The 16,629-nt window shown below is 59.0% G+C and carries 21 protein-coding genes and 3 pseudogenes; 13 read left to right on the forward strand and 11 right to left on the reverse strand.

Annotated features, from left to right (window positions below; all coding sequences use genetic code 11):
• Nucleotides 1-121: 121 nt before the first annotated feature.
• The 4 genes and pseudogenes from OB916_RS08705 to OB916_RS08720 form a co-directional block, all read right to left on the reverse strand.
• Nucleotides 122-501, reverse strand: a pseudogene (locus OB916_RS08705) (IS110 family transposase); the annotation flags it as partial.
• Nucleotides 502-722: 221 nt separating this feature from the next.
• A pseudogene (locus OB916_RS08710) lies at nucleotides 723-1,038 on the reverse strand (IS5/IS1182 family transposase); the annotation flags it as partial.
• 102 nt (nucleotides 1,039-1,140) lie between these two features.
• Nucleotides 1,141-2,949 (reverse strand): ABC transporter ATP-binding protein, encoded by a 1,809-nt coding sequence (locus tag OB916_RS08715; RefSeq protein WP_315908904.1) that lies wholly within the window; start codon nucleotides 2,947-2,949, stop codon nucleotides 1,141-1,143.
• A 240-nt stretch (nucleotides 2,950-3,189) separates the two neighbouring features.
• Nucleotides 3,190-4,333: pseudogene (locus OB916_RS08720) on the reverse strand (Cdc6/Cdc18 family protein).
• Between the two features lie 78 nt (nucleotides 4,334-4,411).
• Between OB916_RS08720 and OB916_RS08725 the strand changes: the two are divergent.
• The 12 genes from OB916_RS08725 (at nucleotide 4,412) to OB916_RS08780 (ending at nucleotide 9,930) form a co-directional block, all read left to right on the forward strand.
• Nucleotides 4,412-4,780: a winged helix-turn-helix domain-containing protein gene (locus OB916_RS08725; RefSeq protein ID WP_315908906.1), complete on the forward strand. Its 369-nt coding sequence runs from the start codon at nucleotides 4,412-4,414 to the stop codon at nucleotides 4,778-4,780.
• A 98-nt stretch (nucleotides 4,781-4,878) separates the two neighbouring features.
• Nucleotides 4,879-5,169 (forward strand): nucleotidyltransferase domain-containing protein, encoded by a 291-nt coding sequence (locus OB916_RS17015; protein ID WP_390884069.1) that lies wholly within the window; start codon nucleotides 4,879-4,881, stop codon nucleotides 5,167-5,169.
• Nucleotides 5,162-5,347 carry a hypothetical protein gene (locus OB916_RS08735; RefSeq protein ID WP_315908908.1) on the forward strand — a complete coding sequence of 62 codons (186 nt, stop codon included), beginning with the start codon at nucleotides 5,162-5,164 and terminating at the stop codon, nucleotides 5,345-5,347. Before OB916_RS17015 ends, OB916_RS08735 begins: the two co-directional genes overlap by 8 nt.
• A 118-nt stretch (nucleotides 5,348-5,465) precedes the next feature.
• Nucleotides 5,466-5,771, forward strand: a complete 306-nt coding sequence (locus OB916_RS08740; RefSeq protein WP_315908909.1) for a DUF433 domain-containing protein — start codon at nucleotides 5,466-5,468, stop codon at nucleotides 5,769-5,771.
• Between the two features lie 114 nt (nucleotides 5,772-5,885).
• The gene (locus OB916_RS08745; RefSeq protein ID WP_315908910.1) at nucleotides 5,886-6,149 is read left to right on the forward strand and encodes an AbrB/MazE/SpoVT family DNA-binding domain-containing protein; all 264 of its coding nucleotides are present in this window, start codon (nucleotides 5,886-5,888) and stop codon (nucleotides 6,147-6,149) included.
• Nucleotides 6,146-6,559 carry a putative toxin-antitoxin system toxin component, PIN family gene (locus tag OB916_RS08750; protein WP_315908911.1) on the forward strand — a complete coding sequence of 138 codons (414 nt, stop codon included), beginning with the start codon at nucleotides 6,146-6,148 and terminating at the stop codon, nucleotides 6,557-6,559. The genes OB916_RS08745 and OB916_RS08750 overlap by 4 nt, the downstream gene beginning before the upstream one ends.
• A gap of 226 nt (nucleotides 6,560-6,785) precedes the next feature.
• Complete coding sequence (locus tag OB916_RS08755; RefSeq protein ID WP_315908912.1) at nucleotides 6,786-7,076, forward strand: UPF0175 family protein; 291 nt, start codon at nucleotides 6,786-6,788, stop codon at nucleotides 7,074-7,076.
• Entirely contained in the window at nucleotides 7,077-7,592 is a 516-nt protein-coding gene (locus tag OB916_RS08760) for a DUF3368 domain-containing protein (protein WP_315908913.1), read from the forward strand.
• Between the two features lie 124 nt (nucleotides 7,593-7,716).
• Nucleotides 7,717-7,992 (forward strand): ribbon-helix-helix domain-containing protein, encoded by a 276-nt coding sequence (locus OB916_RS08765; RefSeq protein WP_315908914.1) that lies wholly within the window; start codon nucleotides 7,717-7,719, stop codon nucleotides 7,990-7,992.
• 10 nt (nucleotides 7,993-8,002) lie between these two features.
• Nucleotides 8,003-8,287, forward strand: a complete 285-nt coding sequence (locus OB916_RS08770) for a type II toxin-antitoxin system RelE family toxin (RefSeq protein ID WP_315908915.1) — start codon at nucleotides 8,003-8,005, stop codon at nucleotides 8,285-8,287.
• Entirely contained in the window at nucleotides 8,275-8,520 is a 246-nt protein-coding gene (locus OB916_RS08775; protein WP_315908916.1) for a hypothetical protein, read from the forward strand. The genes OB916_RS08770 and OB916_RS08775 overlap by 13 nt, the downstream gene beginning before the upstream one ends.
• Nucleotides 8,521-9,015: 495 nt before the next feature.
• Complete coding sequence (locus tag OB916_RS08780) at nucleotides 9,016-9,930, forward strand: NAD-dependent epimerase/dehydratase family protein (RefSeq protein WP_315908917.1); 915 nt, start codon at nucleotides 9,016-9,018, stop codon at nucleotides 9,928-9,930.
• A gap of 40 nt (nucleotides 9,931-9,970) precedes the next feature.
• On the opposite strand, the gene OB916_RS08785 is transcribed toward OB916_RS08780, so the two are convergent.
• Nucleotides 9,971-10,420: an HVO_A0114 family putative DNA-binding protein gene (locus OB916_RS08785; RefSeq protein WP_315908918.1), complete on the reverse strand. Its 450-nt coding sequence runs from the start codon at nucleotides 10,418-10,420 to the stop codon at nucleotides 9,971-9,973.
• A gap of 24 nt (nucleotides 10,421-10,444) precedes the next feature.
• Complete coding sequence (locus OB916_RS08790; protein WP_315908919.1) at nucleotides 10,445-10,783, reverse strand: toxin-antitoxin system TumE family protein; 339 nt, start codon at nucleotides 10,781-10,783, stop codon at nucleotides 10,445-10,447.
• A 126-nt stretch (nucleotides 10,784-10,909) separates the two neighbouring features.
• Between OB916_RS08790 and OB916_RS08795 the strand changes: the two genes are divergently transcribed.
• Nucleotides 10,910-11,335: a nucleotidyltransferase domain-containing protein gene (locus tag OB916_RS08795; RefSeq protein ID WP_315908920.1), complete on the forward strand. Its 426-nt coding sequence runs from the start codon at nucleotides 10,910-10,912 to the stop codon at nucleotides 11,333-11,335.
• Between the two features lie 169 nt (nucleotides 11,336-11,504).
• Here OB916_RS08795 and OB916_RS08800 read toward each other — a convergent pair whose 3' ends face one another.
• From OB916_RS08800 to OB916_RS08820, 5 genes are all read right to left on the reverse strand, one after another.
• Nucleotides 11,505-12,752 (reverse strand): RNA-guided endonuclease InsQ/TnpB family protein, encoded by a 1,248-nt coding sequence (locus OB916_RS08800; protein ID WP_315908921.1) that lies wholly within the window; start codon nucleotides 12,750-12,752, stop codon nucleotides 11,505-11,507.
• 293 nt (nucleotides 12,753-13,045) lie between these two features.
• Nucleotides 13,046-13,492: a type II toxin-antitoxin system VapC family toxin gene (locus OB916_RS08805; RefSeq protein ID WP_315908922.1), complete on the reverse strand. Its 447-nt coding sequence runs from the start codon at nucleotides 13,490-13,492 to the stop codon at nucleotides 13,046-13,048.
• Complete coding sequence (locus tag OB916_RS08810) at nucleotides 13,489-13,839, reverse strand: hypothetical protein (RefSeq protein ID WP_315908923.1); 351 nt, start codon at nucleotides 13,837-13,839, stop codon at nucleotides 13,489-13,491. The genes OB916_RS08805 and OB916_RS08810 overlap by 4 nt, the downstream gene beginning before the upstream one ends.
• A 220-nt stretch (nucleotides 13,840-14,059) precedes the next feature.
• Entirely contained in the window at nucleotides 14,060-15,523 is a 1,464-nt protein-coding gene (locus OB916_RS08815) for a sugar transferase (RefSeq protein WP_315908924.1), read from the reverse strand.
• Between the two features lie 177 nt (nucleotides 15,524-15,700).
• Nucleotides 15,701-16,573: an undecaprenyl-diphosphate phosphatase gene (locus tag OB916_RS08820; protein WP_315908925.1), complete on the reverse strand. Its 873-nt coding sequence runs from the start codon at nucleotides 16,571-16,573 to the stop codon at nucleotides 15,701-15,703.
• Between the last annotated feature and the right edge of the window lie 56 nt (nucleotides 16,574-16,629).

Consider the following 16,629-nt stretch of genomic DNA (forward strand, 5'->3'; position numbering starts at 1 on the left):
ATTCCGACCCAAACACATCTAGCGGAATCATTCGTGTCGGGCACCGCTGCCGCGGTGCCCTTGTCCTCTTCGACTCCGCAGCGACCGCTCAGCAGTATCCACAATCTCCTACGGATGAGCGTTCGACTAATGTCTGTCGCCCGCACACGAGTGCGCGGGCTTCCCTGACCTCATCGGTTGGGACGTAGCTTTCCGGCACTGAGTTCAACCGGACCATCCGCGCTATCTCTTTGGCGTCGATGCGATCAGTCTTCTTGTCCGACTGAGCGATCTGGTTCAGTTCCTTCGGATGGGCAACAGTCACATCCAAATGTTCCGACAGCGTACCGTGGATGTGGTAGTATTGCTGGTCACTTCGAGTGCGGCTTTAGCGCCAGCGTACCGCTGAGCGAGATCGTCAAGGTTCGCGCTTCCGACGCGAACCTCTTCGACGATCTCACCAACCTCATCCATGACTGCCACCTGTGCGTACCGTTTGTGGACATCAATTCCAAGGTACATAATCTGTTCACCCGAGACACCAGTGCGTGAAGCAGAGATGCACCTATTCAGGCTTTCCCGACTGCCGCTTTCGGCGCAGTCGGGCTGTAACGCCCATGGCTCGGCTTCCTTCACACACGGGCCAGTCAGCTGCACGTGCTCTGCGGCACGGCACGACCGTCAGTCTCTTGCGCCCATGCTTTGTGTCACGCTCTCATGGGGTAGCAACGTTTCCATCGAGTCAGCTGCGCCGACCGGCGCAGCAGCACCCGCCAGAGTGCTGTCTTGATTCTATCAAACCACTTCACTAACGTCGAGTGATGCGAGAGATCGGCCGGTTCAAGGCCGATCTCCCCGAGAATATGGTGACATCTCGCTCAGTAGGTCCAACGTTTCTCGGTAGGAATTCTCCAAGTAAACCCGCAGATAATGCAGCGATACGACGGCGTAATCGGCGAAGCCGCCACCCTCCTCGGGGGCGGCGACTTCGCCTCGGCCACCAACAACATTTTTAGCTAACTAAACGACTTGACTCGTGAAGCGGGAAATTTTCGACATAGAGCATCGGCGATTTCCCGCTTCATCTTCCTAGTTCTAACGGTCCAAACCGACGCTATCCAGCTATTCACCAGAGCCACTTCTTTCGATATGGTCAACGTTCTATCCGCTTCGCGACTGAATCGCATACAGCTCCGCATATTGCCCACCTTGATCGATCAACTCCTCGTGTTCTCCAGTTTCGACAATCTCGCCTGCATCCACCGAGTAAATACGATCCGCGTTCTTCACTGTCGAGAGCCGATGTGCGATACCGATCATCGCGTAATCACGGTCCATATTCTCGATTGACTGCTGGACCTCTTTCTCCAAATTCGAGTCAAGATCGCTCGTCGCCTCGTCTAGCACCAGCACATCGGCGTCTTTCAACAACGCCCGAGCCAGCGCCACCCGCTGACGCTGTCCACCTGACAGCCGAACGCCGTCGTCGCCCAGTTGCGTCTCGTATCCATCCGGCAGGTCACCGAAGAACTCGTCCACCTTGGCGACCCGAACCACTCTGTCGAGTTCTCCTTCAGCAACGTCTCGGTTCCCAATCGTCAGGTTGTACCGTAAGGTGTCGTTGAAAATAAACGGATCTTGCCGCACGACAGCGATTCGTGAGCGCCACTCGTCAATATCCATCTCGTAGATTGACCGACCGTTCACCCGGATCTCTCCGGAGTCCGGTTCGTACATTCGAAGCAAAAGTGAGACAATCGTCGACTTCCCGGCCCCGGACTGGCCGACGAACCCGACGAACTCGCCTTTTTCGAACTCGAAGGACACACCTGAGATGGCCTCTTCTTCTTGTCCCTCATAGGAGAAGCACACATCGTCGAACTCAACTGTCCGAATCTCGTCTGGAGTGGGTTCCGATTTGTCCGTCGGCTCGGTATTACGCTCAAGTTCATCAATGAATTTCTGTGTCCGGACCAAGTGAGGCAGATTGTTCTCGATCCTGTAGAGTTTCGAGTTCAAGTTGCTCGCTTTCGGCCCAAGTCGGAACATCGCGAACAGGAACACACCGAGCGAACCAAGCGAGAGGTTCGCGAATGTCAGTGCGACATAAATCAGCACAAACACCGATACCGCAGTCAGCAGATTGTAGAAGTTCTTGATCGCCTGCTCGTTACGTCGCAGCGTGACAAGCGAACCAGCGTATTGATTCACTGCATCAGTGAAATCATCAAAAAGTTCGCTCTTCAGTCCGAACAGCTTGGTATCACGGATCCCCTGTGTCCCGGCCTGCGCAGCCTGCTGGACCCGCTCGTTGGCATCTGCAACCTCGTCTCCAAGGTCGTACCCTGGTTCGATAACAAACCGGAACAACACCGCAAAACCGCCGAGAAACACCAGTGCGAAGAGGGTAAGAAGCGGTGCAATGACTAGCGCAACTAGGAGGTACATCAGTGTCAAGAACCCCTGTTCGATGAAGTCAATCACATGTCGGATCGTCCGTCCTGCGTATTCGGACTGCGTGACGATCGCATTCAGTATATCATCAGACCCCTCTTGGTCGAAGTACTCAATCCGCGCATCAAGTGCATGATCGAACGACTCTCGCTGCAAGAATCGCGTGTAATCGATCGAGAGCGCGCTCCGCATCCACCGCACGAAGAACGTCAGTGTCCACCGCACGGTCAGCACGGCACTCACGCCGACGATGACGAATCCCAGCGTAAACGGAATCCCAAGGAACTCGTAGGCACGGACGAACGCCAGCATAATGCCGTCGGCCTGCTGGGCCGGATCGCCAGGCGATTGCACGATCTCGACGATCGGGAGGATAAATCCGAGGCCAACCCCCTCTAGTAGCGCCGCGAAGACCCCGCCGATGATGATCGCCGCAGTGAGACGCGGCCGGTATTTCGCAACCCGGATCAGTGCCTGGAGTTGCTCGCGCCGACCGATGTCTGCTGTGTCACTCATTGATAGGTGGATTCCTCTCTCGGACTTTATACTCGTTGATTCATCGACAGCCGATAGAGTTTACCTCACGAATGGCACCAAATGTCCGCGATCTCAAACAGTACCTAGGAAAGCTCCATACGAAATCGGGACTCGATCGCGTGACCGCAGATACAGAAGTATGCTCCGCACCAAGATCTCGATCGCACCACAACAACCAGTCAACCACCGACACCCACACCCCTCACACCGAGTGAAAACTCACACCGACTCGGGGTTCTCAAGCGCTTTCACCACGATGTCGGGGTCACGAAGCAGTCGGTGCTCTAGATAACTCCCCTCACCCTGTACGCCACCAGTATGGTTGGATTCCGTCACGCCCAGAAACGCCTGTTCTTTGAGCAGCCGATACACGCGATCCTCCGAGAGCGGATCGGAGTCCACTCGATCCACGATCCGGGTATACAGATCGTAGACACGATGGGTGCGAAACGCCTCCTGTTCGGGGTTGTTCGCGGTCAGCAGCGCCAGCGCATGCAGGATGTGTTTGACGTGCGGCGTCGTCCCGCTGACGAGTTTCTGGAAGCGGTTGATCTCGGCCTGCTGGACGGCGTCGTCGACGTGTTCGACAGACACCCGATCTAGCCCCTGCTTTTCGACAAGTCGACCGGCCTCGTAGAGCGTGTCCACGGCCTTGTGTGCGTCCCCGTGCGCTTTCGCAGCAAGCGCAGCAACCTTTGGAATGACGTCGCCATCGAGGACGCCGTCCGCAAACGCGTCAGTTCGATGCTCCAAGATGGCACGGAGCTGCCCGGCGTCGTACGGATCGAAGATCAGTTTGTTGTCCTGGAGGCTCGAATCGATCCGTTCGTTGAGTCGCTCCCGGTACTCGATCTTGTTGCTGATACAGATTGCCCCGACGTGAGCGTCCACTTTGCCACTTTCGCGGGCACGCGAGAGGCTCCGGAGCAGTTCGTCGTCGTCGAGTTTGTCGATCTCGTCGAGGATAACCACGAACACGTCAACGCGGAACTCGTCAAGAAGCTCCCAGACGATGTCACGGTAATCAGCCGCGGCAATCCCGACCCGCGGAACGTCTCGGTCCGTATCGAGCCCGGAGACGAGTTCCCGGGCCATCTCGCGACTGGCTTTCGCCTCCGTCTGGTAGTCCGAGCAGTCGACGTACGCGTACTCCAGTGACACGTCGTTCGTTCGCACCGTCTCGTGTGCTTCCCAGACACCTCGTAACGAGTGACTTCCCCGTTCCCGTCTTGCCGTAGATGATCGTCGTCTCCGGCGGACCCCCGACTGTGGCCGGACCGAGCGCCGCCCCGATCGCCTCGACCTCCTCGTCACGACCGACGACGCGTTCGAGATCGGGAACGTGACCCACCCGTAGCAGAATACACTCGTTGCGAGGGGTGTGTCTGTGCTTATCAGAGGTGCCACCAGCACTAAGACAGTACAGATACTAATAGTATCCATGGATAAGGATAGTATCCAAAAAGGGACGACAGTGTCACTGTCGATTCCGGTCACCCACCCGGAGCTGTTCAGCCATCGTGCCACGGCGGAGCTCCTGGCAGTGCTTTCGGACAACCCGTACACGGGATTCGGCATCCGGGAGTTGAGTCGGATGATCGACTACACGCACCGAAGCGTCTCCCAGGCCGTCGCGGATCTGGAAGCTGTCGATCTCGTCACGACCGAACGAGAGGGACCGAAGAAGCTCGTCCGAATCAACAGCGATCGGCTCGAAACGCCGGACGATCCGGTCCTGTCGATCCCACATAGTGATTACTGTACGTCTGTTCCGGGTCGACCGCACTACTTCGTGCGGTCGTACCGGTAAATCGGTACAGTAATCACTATCAGTCCGAATTCCACCGGCCGGTCCGTGATCTCCAAAGCGGACTCCGAACCGAACTGGAAGACGTCCGCGGTATCGTCCTGTTCGGTAGTGTCGCCCGCGGTGACGCCGATCGACAGAGCGACGTCGACTGTTTCGTCCTCGTCGAGGAGCAGCAGGCACTCGGGCAACAGACAGCCTATGACATCGTCGAGTCGCTCCAGAATCGGCGGTACGACGGCGATCGGTACACGTTTCACGTCCTCGTCGAGTCAGTCGAGACAACATCCCAGTACGGAGATCGATTGCGGGAGATCTTCGCGGAGGGCCTCACCCTTTTCGAGACGGAGACACTCCGGAACGTGAAACAGGAGGTGCTCACCGATGGATGACAGCCACGTGGAAGACGCGCTCGAGAGAGCCGAACGGACGTTTCGAGAGACACGCGGGCAGACCAGCGAGACGGGACTCGACACCAACGACGAGTCGCTTGTCCGACTCCGAAAGCCGTGTCGACTCCTCGACGCTGCGCGGACACTCCGGCAACGAAACGGCTACTACACTGCGTGATAAAGCACCTGTAGCTGACGACGGCAACGAAACGGCTACTACACTGCGTGATAAAGCACCTGTAGCTGACGACCAGCACCGGCAAAGACTGAAGACCACTGCACTGGTACGGTATACCATGTCAGAGCAGATGAATACCGTTGTCTCGGGTGACGAGTCGGAGATCCACGACGAGCCCCACATTCGAGGCCGGCGAATCAGCGTGAGTCACATCCACGCGCTGGTCGAAGAGCGCGGCCTCGACGCGCAAACAGTTGCGGACCGCTTTGATCTAACGGCCTCTGAAGTCTACTATGCACTGGCGTACTATCACGACCATCCTGAAGAGATGCGGGCAGTCGAAGAACGCCGTCGCGAGCTGCACGAAGCCGGAAAAGACGACCCGAGAACCATTACCGGCCCAGAGGACCTCCCAGAATCGTAGTTATGGAGGTGTCGTTTCTTCTTGACGAGAACATCGCGGCTCCGCTGGCTGACCTTACACATTGATCGACAGATTCAAGCCCGTTCGTAAGGAATTCTTACGCAAGAGGATAGTATGGCATCTGACGAACCTGCGATGACGACAGTAACCTCGAAAGGACAAGTAACGATTCCGAGCAGCCTGCGCGAGCAGTTTGGGCTGGAACAGGGAACGAAACTGATGGTCGTTCCGACAGAGTACGGACTTGTACTGAAGAAAGTTGACCTCCCGTCGGTCGAAGAGTTTCAACAGCGAGTCGAACAGCGCGCAGAAACAGTCGATGTCTCACTCGAAGAAGTCACACAGCTCGTCCACGAGGCACGGAGCGAGAATGAATGAGAGCAGTACTTGACACGAACGTTCTCATTTCGGGTGTGATTGCAACCGGTGTCCCACACGAGCTCCTTGTCAAGGGGTTCAACCACGAATATCAAATTGTCGTGTCTATCGAAACCCTGGCTGAGTTCCGTGATACCCTTCTCAAATATCCTGAGCGGTTCCATATGACTGAAGACGAAGTGCAAGAGGAAGTCGAAACGATTCGGTACTTTGCTGAGTTCGTGACCCCACAGGAAGACATCACGGCTGTTGAAGATGATCCGGACGACGACAAATTCCTTGAGGCAGCAGTAGCTGGCGATGTTGACTATCTCGTTTCCGGTGATGGACATCTGCTCTCGCTAGACACATTCCGCGGCGTCGATATCGTTGAACCGAGAACCTTCTACGAAAGACTCGACGCCTCATAGCTTCTCTGTCTCCGCCAATTCGTCCCCTCACCAGTTGCCGCAAGACCTACGGGACGGGACTCGACACCAACGACGAGTCGCTTGTCCAACTCCGAAAGGCGTGTCGACTCCTCGACTGGCCGGAACAGTCCACCAGCACGTCTTGGAGGTCGGGACAGTCACACACAGTTTGAGAATCCCCGCTAGAACCGACGTTTTTGTATACGTTGCACACATAGTAAACGGTATGGGGACGATTTCCGCACGCGTACCTGACGATCTGGAGCGTGAACTCGAGGCGTATCTCGAAGACGAGAACCTCGACCGGAGTACAGCCGTCCGCAAACTGCTCGCCGAGGGACTCACCGAGTGGCGTCACGAGCAGGCACTCGAGCAGCTGCAAGCGGGAACCGTCTCGTTCACGCGCGCATCCGAGATCGCGGGGATGTCCGTCTGGGAGTTCGCCCAGCTCGCGAAAGACCACGATATCACGTGGGTGAGCGACGAGCACCTCGACGCCGACTTGGAGCAGCTTTGAATGTGGGTCTTCGACGCGACGCCGCTGATCTACCTCGCGAAGGTCGACCGACTAGGGCTCGTCGATGACCTCGCTGACCGGTGTGTCGTCCCCGAGCGCGTCTATGACGAAGTTGTGACGACCGGCCTCGAGGCAGGCTACCCGGATGCCCGTCGTATCGAGCGTGGCGTCGAAGGCGATAGCTTCGACGTCGTCACGGTCGAGTCCACGCCGTTGCTGTCACGCCTCCAGCGACAGAGCAACCTCAGTGACGCGGACGCCGCTGTGCTCGCCTGCGCCGACACACACGATGGCATCGCCGTGATGGATGAAGCGTACGGTCGTGACGTTGCAGCGGCCGAGACGATCACAACCAGAGGGACGGCATACATCGTACTCAGACTCACACAACAGGGATCGATCCGTGTCGAGGAGGCTCGAACAGTGATCGATTCGATGATCGACGAGGGATGGTATTGCGCACCGGACGTCTACGCGAAAATTCTACAAAAACTCGATTCGCTTGCCGAGCAGTGACTGTTCCGTCAACGTCCCGTAACCCCCGGGTCACGTGGTTCGAGAATTACCCCTGCCGATTTGTCGTCGATCCGCGGAACGGCTGAGCGACAATTCTTTGCGTACCACCTACGTACCACGACGTATGAGCACGGACGCGGACGACAACGGCGACGGGGAGATGGTGAAGTTGAACGTGAAGGTGCCAAAGCGCCTGCTCGAAGAGATTGACGAACTGGCGGAGGAGCTGGATTACACCAATCGCTCGGAGTTTGTCCGTGAGGTGCTGCGCGATACCACAGAGCCGATTCTGACGCCCGGAGCGCAGGAAGGCGTCTCCGAGGGCTACGCGGACGTGGTAGCGGGACGGACGATGTCCACGGACGAGGCTCGCGAACGCCTCGGCATCGACAAAGACTGAGGGCTGAACGGTGGTTCACGAAGTCGTTCTGACGGAGACAGTGGTCGAAACGCTGGAACAGTTTGAGACGGACGACGCAGAGCGGATCATCACCAAGCTGGAGGACATCGGTGACTTCCCGGACCACTTTCTGGACCGGCTGAAGAACCATCCTGGCTATAGGCTCCGTGTCGGCGACTTTCGCGTGCTGATCGATTGGGACAAGGACAACGAAGTGATCTACGCCATCGACGCCTTCGAGCGGAGGAAGGAGTACCGCGAGCTCGGGAAGTACCGTGAAGTATGGGGGTCGTAGCGGGACGACGACTGAGCCTTAGAACCGACGCCGTCGACGTTGCCGATCTGGAGACGATCCGCCCGGAAGTGGGAGCAACAGCGCTCACAGACGGGACAGTACTCGTCGGTGACCGATCGACGGTGGACACGTATCGCAAGCGGTTCGCACGCGAACGAGCGGACGATGACACGCACAGCGACCGGATGGAACAATTCGATGCGATCCTCGAACGGCTCGATGCCAAGGTATGACGGTTCCGGACGACATCGAGATCAGGATTGTGGAGAAAGCCGCGCACGTCGAGGAAGCGATCTCTGTGCTTGCCGAAAAGCGAGCGCTCGACCCGGAAACCTATCGAACCGATCGGGACAACGCGCGATCGTCGAGCGGGAGTTCCAAACCGCAATCGAAGCCTGTATCGACATTGCGGGGCTCTTGATTCGCACACTCGATGCAGATGCCCTGAGACCTACGCCGAGCGGTTCGCCACCCTTTCCGAGCTGGGTGTTCTTTCGTCGGAAACAAGTGACAAGATGCAACAGGCCGCCGGGTTTCGAACATCCTCGTCTACCAATACGGGAACGATATCGATGACACAGAAGTGTACGAACACCTGCAAACTGAACTTCCAGTGCTCGTGATGTTTCTTCAGGAAGTGAAGGAACACCTCGAAGACGCATAGTCACACTGTTTGTAGCCACGACCCGCAGGCCTTTCCTATCCACATCACCCTGCATTGACACACGATGGCTGAGACGGACCTCACTGGCCGAACAATACTGATCACTGGCGGAGCCGGGTTCATCGGCAGCCACATCGCCGACGCCCTCACCACAGACAACGACGTCACCGTTCTCGACGACCTCTCGTCAGGCTCACGCGAGAACGTCCCGGACGGCGCAACGTTCATCGAAGGCGACGTCCGGGACGACGACACCCTCAAAAACGCGGCAGCAGACGCAGACGTGATCTTCCACGAGGCCGCGATCGTCAGCGTCCAGCAATCGATCGACCAGCCCCAACGCTGCCAGGACGTCAACCTCACCGGGACGCTCGCCGTCCTCGAAGCAGCACGCCGGGAAGACGCCCGCGTCGTCTTCGCGTCCAGCGCCGCGATCTACGGCGAGCCGACGGGCGTCCCGATCGACGAGGCCGAACCGACAGCACCCGCCTCACCGTACGGCATCGACAAATGTGCGGCCGACCAGTACGTGCGCACCTATCACGACCTCTACGGACTCGACACGGTCGCACTCCGGTATTTCAACGTCTACGGGCCCGGACAGACCGGCGGCGACTACAGCGGCGTGATCAGCATCTTCCGCGAGCAAGCCCTGACTGGCGACCCGATCACCGTCGATGGCGACGGCTCGCAGACGCGGGATTTCGTCCACGTCGAGGACGTCGTCCGCGCGAACCTCCTCGCCGCGACCACGGACGCCGTCGGAACCGCCTACAATATCGGCACGGGCACGGAGACGTCGATCCAGACGCTCGCCGAGACCGTCCAGTCGATCGCGGACACCGACTCGCCGATCGTCCACGGCGAGCCCCGGCCCGGCGACATCGACCGCAGCTGTGCCGACGTGACGCGTGCCCGGGAGCAACTCGGCTACGAACCGAAGATATCCCTCGAAGAAGGACTGCGGACGCTGTTTTGAGCGTCCGAAAGACTGCCATCAAACTCGCACTTCTATCGGATCAGGGCGCAGCAGCTGCCGTGTCGTTCCCCTCTGGATCAAACGGAAGGTTGATCACGAGTTTGTCGAACCAGACGACTGGGCGCTTGCTCTGGCCGTCTTCTTCGAAGAAGATGATACCGAGTTGGGCAAGCCGACTGAGTTCCTCGTGGACGTTCTTCACGTCCCGGTCAACGACCCGTGCTGTCTCGTTAATGCTGGATGGCTCTTCCCGACGAATGGCCTCGATCAGATCGAGTACACGCGGCGTCAGCGTCTCCATAAGGTCGTCGTAGCTCGTGAACGAGAGCGTCGGTAGAGAATCCACCGCGTCGCCCCGTTCGAGCGCCTCGATCCCGTCGATGACGTCATCGTGGAACTCACTGGATGATTTCACCGTTACGACGAGGGTTGATTCGGACCGAAGCTGTTCGCGTTCCATTGGGTGCAGCGGCGGTGTGGTATCGTGCATGGATATCACCGTAGTGTAGTGGTCTCACGTGACATCGAACTCGGATTTCGGGATCTCGCTCCAGAACCGTTCCCAGAGTTCGACCATCCCGGGGAACGTGATGATGTCTGGTTCGGGGTCCGGTGCGACGTGCAGTTCGTGGCCTTTGGTGTCCTCGTGCGAGTTGTCGTACCGACGAATCGTCCCATCTGCAAGTGTGCGGGGAGGATCCGGCTCTGTCGCGCCGTAGTGAAGCTTGCAGGCCCACCCCGACGGGTATACGTCACGATCTGTCCGCATGCAGAACACACGGACGATAGTCCCGTCAGGGTACTTCCTCCCCTCGCTCACCCTATCAAGATCATCGCCGGTCAGTGAGGCCATCCTCGTCTATTGGTACGCATACCAATACAATAAGTCTATTGGTTAGTGGACCAATGGTCGGAGCCACGCCGCTTCCAGACCGACAGCCACAGAACATTTTTGCCGTGAACGCGCGAACCATCGCGTATGCCGAACGAACGTGACGTGATGCTGGATACCGTCAGAGAGGGAGTCTGTTCTGATCCGGCGGTCGAATTCGCGCTCGCGTTCGGTTCGTACGTCGACGGCAATCCCACAGAAGGCTCCGATCTCGATCTGGCGATCAAATTCGTCGATCGGCTGTCGGCTGGCGAGCGGTTCCGGAAGCGATATCAGCTCTCCGGGCACGCACAGGATCCCGACGCGCCGTTCGTCGATATTTCCGATGTCGAAGAACTCCCTCTGAAAGTCGCATACAAAGCGGTCACCGGGGAGTTCGTCTGTGGTGACGACAGCCGGTTTCGAGACTACAGGGTGCGTATCGAACGCAGATACGAAGAGGAGTCCGATCGGATCGACGGACGGCAGCGCGAAGTGATCGACCGGATCGCCGAGGAGGGACTCCATGGCTGACGCCGACGTCGTTGCGATCAAGCCGGGACACATCGAGCGATGAATTGACTTCCTCTCCCGTGTAGAGTGATCCAATTGTAACCTGTAAACTACCCCTCCCTACTCCCTCGGCGTAAACGCCTCAGTTCTTGAGGGAGGGGCTTTGATGTGGACTCCCGGCAATCACCTATCAAACCGATTGATAGCCGTTGCCGTTCTGCGTCCCACCAGTTATACGCACGTCTACTGGTGCGTCTGCGCTCCCCGACATGGGCGAGGAACGCAGGCTATGTGTCCGCTTGCGCATATACCGCAACGCGATATTCTTCGCACCATTATAATCCGCATTGACCTCGTAGCCGCATTTCAGGCACTTGAACTGCTCACCGTCACGATTATCCTCATGCGTGAAGCCACAATCAGTGCGTGAACAGCGTTGACTCGTATGGTCTGGGTCAACCTGTTCAACCGCGACACCCTGTTCTGGAGCTTTGTACTCAACGTACTCGACAAGCCGACGAAACGCCCACATATGATGCCAGTCAGCGTGTGGAAGGCGCTCTCGGATATCGGTCAAATCCTCGAACACGATTACATCACAGTCGTGGGCAACCGCTTCGTCAACGATTTCGTTGGCGACAGTGTGGATGTACTGTTTCCGCCATGCACGCTCACGCTTTCCAAGCCGGAGTAATGCGTTGTGGGCGGCTTGGGTGCCACGCTGTTGCATCTCTGCCCGACGTTTTTCGAACTCGTGAATCCAGTGGTCGTACTCGTCACCGCTCCAGAACGTGCCGGTTGAGGCGACGGCGAGACTGTTCACGCCGAGGTCGATACCGAGGACTGTTTGGTGCCCGGTATCGTCCGAAACCTCGATTTCAACAGCCTCGCCATCGTCGTCCACTTTCCGTGTTGTGACGTGGAAATAGAACTCGTTGCTGGCTTGGTCGTACTGGAGTGTACTCGTCCGAAACTCGTAGTCTTCAGACAAGACGTATTCCTCGTAGGGTGTTGGACTGTCTGCCGGCAGTTCAAACTCGAACTCGACTCGTCCGTTGACTGTGGCGAGTGAAATTTTGTTCCGGTAGAACGTCGCACTTCGTTTGTCAAACACGATACTCCACGAGGTGAACTCCGGCTTGTTCGTCCGTTTACCCTTTTTCCAGCGGTCTACTCCGCTGTCAACAGCGTGGACGGCACGCCGGATGGCTTCTTGGACGAGATTCGCATTGAGGTCTGTTTCATCCTTGAGTCGGTCGTAGAGCGCGTCTCTCGCTTTGCTGTTTGACGTAACACAGTTCTTGTAACTGGTGTTGTCCCAGCAGTAGTCACTGGCTTGGTTCGCACAGTAGCGGAATTGGTCTGCGGTTTCATGGAGGTCATCATGGTACTCGTCGGGGACGACGAGTTTGACCGGTGCAGTACGTCGGACCTCCATAATTCAGATGTGTTCTTGTGGGTCCTTAATAATTGGGAGTCAGACTGGTATAGTAGCGTGGGTTGGTTGTCTATGGTGTCGGCTTCCTCTCCGGCCTACTCGTTCGCTTCGCTCACTCCTTGAGGCCGGAGGCTCCGCCTTGTAACCGCTGAATATTAGGGAGAGCCAATGAGTAGTGCTGACGGGAGTACAGCCGAGGAGTACGGATCAGTCGAGATCGACGACCGTGGTCGCTTGACTTCTTCCCGCGCTGAAGTGCGAGACTTTTTCCTCGGTTATCCGTAAGCTCTGGCTCACATCGCGTCGCCGGTATCGACCGGCACGCGTGTCAATCCCAGCGTTCGGAAGTCGTCTTCGAACGCGAAGATGTACTCGATATCGAATTCGTCGCTGAGGACTGCATTGAGGTGGTCGACGAACGAAATCTGCTGATCATCATACGCAGTGAACTGCTCGACAGTTCGTTCGAACAGCGAAGCAGTGACCTCAAGGACGTTGAACGTCGACGACGCCCGGATCGTTCGGAGTGCCTCGGCAGCTGCGCGGTGACCGACACCGTACAGCAATGTCGTCGCCGTCTCTGAGAGCACGTATCTGCTCGTGAAGATCGGCCCATAGGGCAGATTTCGATCCCGAATCCCGTCTATCACGCTCGTCGCGCGGTCGTGATGTACATCGTCTGCGTCGAACAGCGCCACGAACGCGTTCGTATCGACGAACAGCGGCCGCGGCTCGCTCACGAGTCAGCCCCGTAGAGAAGATCGTCGACCTGCTCGGAGAGGTTCTCACGTCCCGAGGAGATCACTGGACGGTCGACGAAGATCGGATCGTCGGGATCGACCGGATTCGGATCGGCGTCTTCGCGCCGCCAGTAGACGATGCGCCCGGACGTTTTCCGACGTCCGACCCGGCCCTGATCGTGCAGCCGATCGAGTTTCCGACGGGCGGAGTCCCGCGAACAACCGGTGACAGTGGCGACGTCACCGGACGTGACGACGGGGCCGTCAACTGTTTCGAACACCTCGAGTACGTCTGCAAGCGTGACCTGCTCGGTGAACTGCCCCTTCTCGTCACGGTTTTTGCTCATACGAGAACGTCCGGCATCGATGCGGAAATTCCTTACGCTGTATCCAGTATGGGAAAGCTGTGCCGTTCGATACACCCGTCCAGATTTGCCGGATGACAGTAGACAGAAGCTTACAGCTGAGAAACCCGACGAGAAGTAGAAAAGAGATATTCACCAACACCAACAAGACAGCGGTGAGAGCTATGAGAACATCAGCTATATCGTTGGTAGCTGACAGCACCTAGTCTCGACCCAGAACAGTTTCCACCAGGTCACCCAGCACCTTCCAGATCTGTCGGATGACGATCGCGACGTCGACCCGGAACGACTGCCGTCGGATGTACTCCACGTCGTAGCGGAGCTTCTGTTCCGGTTCGTGGCCCGTCACGTCGTTGATCTGGGCCAGTCCAGTCAATCCAGGCCGGACGAACCAGCGACGACGCCAGTCCGTGACGCCTTCTTCGCGTTCGATATCTTCGTCGAGTTCCGGGCGCTCGGGGCGCGGCCCGACGACGCTCATGTCGCCGACGAGAATCGACCACAGCTGCGGGATCTCGTCGAAGTGAGTCTTGCGAAGGATCCGACCGACACGAGTTACGCGCGGGTCGCGCCCGCCGGCGTCCTCTTCACTCAGCTTCACGCCGGTCTTGGATTCCGCGTCCGGAATCATACTCCGGAACTTGTACACGGTGAAGGTCTCGCCGAACTCCGCGGTTCGTTCCTGGCTGTAGAACACGGGCCCGGGACTGTCGAGCTTGATCGCCACGGCGATCAGGGCCAGCAACGGCGACGCCACCAGCAGTCCGAACCCGGCGAACGCGACGTCGAAGGCGCGCTTGACGACCCGATCCTGCCAGTCCCAGGGCTCGACGTCGATGTCGAGGATCTCCTGGCCGGGCGTGTCCGAGACGAGGACGGTATCGGCCTTCTCGCGGTGGATCTTCGCGTCGACGCCGAACTCGTGGCAAGTCGCGAGTACGCCGAAGAACTCCTCGCGATCGGTCTCGTTGAACGCGAAGACGGCGGTGTCGACGTCGTAATCGACGAATATCGACTCGAGCCGGGAGAGCCCGCCGAGATACGACACGTTGACCCCGGCGGCCGGTCGCTCGCGGACGAGCCCGGCACCGTCGGTCGCCGCAACGGCCATCCCGTCGTCGTCACCGTTCCCGGTCGAGTAGGGCGTCGGCGGCGCGACATAGCCGACGATGGGCGCGTCGATCGCCGAGGTAATGCGACCGATCTCGACGGGATCGTCGCCGATGATGAGCGCGCGCTCGGGGTCGTCGGTCGGCCGGTGGCGGATCGCCACGAGCCACAGCGGGATCGCGATCGCGAGGAGCCCGAAGGTGACCAGCAGCGTCGCCCGCGGCACGCGCGAGGAGTGATCGAAGTACCCGACCGTCGCCAGCCCTAGCCCGGCCACGAAGACGCGACGCTCGGCCCGGAAGATCGTGTTCAGGATGCGACGCGGCCGGGGCTTGTACAGCGGGGCGAGCAACGCCGTCACGATGCCCGTCACGAGGACGAGCCGGAACACCAGGTCCTCGCCCGACAGCACCACTGGTCGCAGTCGCTCGGCGACTGGAACCGTCGACACCACGACGTTCTGGACGCCCTCGGTATTGGCCACGAGCACCGCCGCTACTGTGAGCAACGCCACGCCAGCCCCACTCACGGCCCGATACCGGTGACCGGTAACCATCTGGACGTGTGTTACATCGAATCGACAATAAAACTACCCGTTCGTCGACCAGGTATCTGCCCGCCAGATCGGTTGAACTGAGTGTTCAATCATGTAAGACTTAATAACCATAATATTCGTGTCACTGGTTACGGACGGTTCGTGTCACGAAACCCCGACGCGACGCAGAGACCGAAATCAGCGCCCGAGCAGCGCGAACACACCGACGAGCGAATCCACGGCACCCAGAAACCCGTCGGGGTCGACAAGGATCCCGCCTGCGATCGCCAACAGACCGAGCGCGAGACACACGCCCCAGAAGGAGACGCGCTCGACGAGTCGCATGAGCGCGTCGATAGTCGCGTAGCCGACAGTCGCGGCCGCGCCGAGCGCGACCGCCGCGGCCAGCAGCGTCACGTCGCCGAGACCGGTATCCGCGAACGCGAGCAGGCCGCCACCGACCGCGGCCGGGATCGACAGCAGAAACGACAATCGGAACGACGTCGGCCCGTCGTACCCGCGCAGCAGCAACGCGCCGGCGGTCACGCCCGATCGAGAGACGCCGGGCAGAATCGCCAGTCCCTGCAGCGCGCCGACCAGAACCGCGTCGGGCCCGCGGGGCTTGGGCCGGGCCTCGCCTTCGACAGAACCGGAGAGGAGCTGGAAGAGCCCGGTCGCCACGAGCAACACGCCGACAAGCACGACGAGCGTCCCGCCCGTGACCGACGACACAACCGCATCCAGCGTCGCGTAGGCCGCGATCCCGACGACCCCGGAGACCAGCGTCCCGGCCGCGAGAAACGTGACCAGCGCCTGTTCGCCCTCGAAAGCCCGGCTCGGACGCCAGGCCGGCACCAGTTCGAGCACGTCGCGCAGCTCGTGGCGGTAATAGGCCGTCGCCGACAGCGCGGTCCCCAGGTGCAAGAACAGCGCGAACGCGACGGCGTCGTCCGGCGAGCGCCCGAGCGCCGACAGCGCGATCGCGAGATTGCCCTCACTCGATATCGGGAGCCACTCGAAGATCCCCTGGAGCGTGCCGACGACGAGCGCCACGACGATCGACCAGTCCATGTCTACAGCCGATAGGCGGACCGGAATGGGTGTTCCGATTCGACTGCCGGAGGCCG

The sequence above is a fragment of the Halapricum hydrolyticum genome (genome assembly GCF_025517535.1).
GTDB lineage: Archaea > Halobacteriota > Halobacteria > Halobacteriales > Haloarculaceae > Halapricum > Halapricum hydrolyticum.

Coding starts and splice junctions, on each gene's coding strand:
- OB916_RS08715 (WP_315908904.1), bottom strand. CDS start 2,949: ATGAGTGACACAGCAGACATCGGTCGGCGCGAGCAACTCCAGGCACTG.
- OB916_RS08725 (WP_315908906.1), top strand. CDS start 4,412: ATGGATAAGGATAGTATCCAAAAAGGGACGACAGTGTCACTGTCGATT.
- OB916_RS08735 (WP_315908908.1), top strand. CDS start 5,162: ATGGATGACAGCCACGTGGAAGACGCGCTCGAGAGAGCCGAACGGACG.
- OB916_RS08740 (WP_315908909.1), top strand. CDS start 5,466: ATGTCAGAGCAGATGAATACCGTTGTCTCGGGTGACGAGTCGGAGATC.
- OB916_RS08745 (WP_315908910.1), top strand. CDS start 5,886: ATGGCATCTGACGAACCTGCGATGACGACAGTAACCTCGAAAGGACAA.
- OB916_RS08750 (WP_315908911.1), top strand. CDS start 6,146: ATGAGAGCAGTACTTGACACGAACGTTCTCATTTCGGGTGTGATTGCA.
- OB916_RS08755 (WP_315908912.1), top strand. CDS start 6,786: ATGGGGACGATTTCCGCACGCGTACCTGACGATCTGGAGCGTGAACTC.
- OB916_RS08760 (WP_315908913.1), top strand. CDS start 7,077: ATGTGGGTCTTCGACGCGACGCCGCTGATCTACCTCGCGAAGGTCGAC.
- OB916_RS08765 (WP_315908914.1), top strand. CDS start 7,717: ATGAGCACGGACGCGGACGACAACGGCGACGGGGAGATGGTGAAGTTG.
- OB916_RS08775 (WP_315908916.1), top strand. CDS start 8,275: ATGGGGGTCGTAGCGGGACGACGACTGAGCCTTAGAACCGACGCCGTC.
- OB916_RS08780 (WP_315908917.1), top strand. CDS start 9,016: ATGGCTGAGACGGACCTCACTGGCCGAACAATACTGATCACTGGCGGA.
- OB916_RS08785 (WP_315908918.1), bottom strand. CDS start 10,420: ATGCACGATACCACACCGCCGCTGCACCCAATGGAACGCGAACAGCTT.
- OB916_RS08790 (WP_315908919.1), bottom strand. CDS start 10,783: ATGGCCTCACTGACCGGCGATGATCTTGATAGGGTGAGCGAGGGGAGG.
- OB916_RS08795 (WP_315908920.1), top strand. CDS start 10,910: ATGCCGAACGAACGTGACGTGATGCTGGATACCGTCAGAGAGGGAGTC.
- OB916_RS08800 (WP_315908921.1), bottom strand. CDS start 12,752: ATGGAGGTCCGACGTACTGCACCGGTCAAACTCGTCGTCCCCGACGAG.
- OB916_RS08810 (WP_315908923.1), bottom strand. CDS start 13,839: ATGAGCAAAAACCGTGACGAGAAGGGGCAGTTCACCGAGCAGGTCACG.
- OB916_RS08815 (WP_315908924.1), bottom strand. CDS start 15,523: ATGGTTACCGGTCACCGGTATCGGGCCGTGAGTGGGGCTGGCGTGGCG.
- OB916_RS08820 (WP_315908925.1), bottom strand. CDS start 16,573: ATGGACTGGTCGATCGTCGTGGCGCTCGTCGTCGGCACGCTCCAGGGG.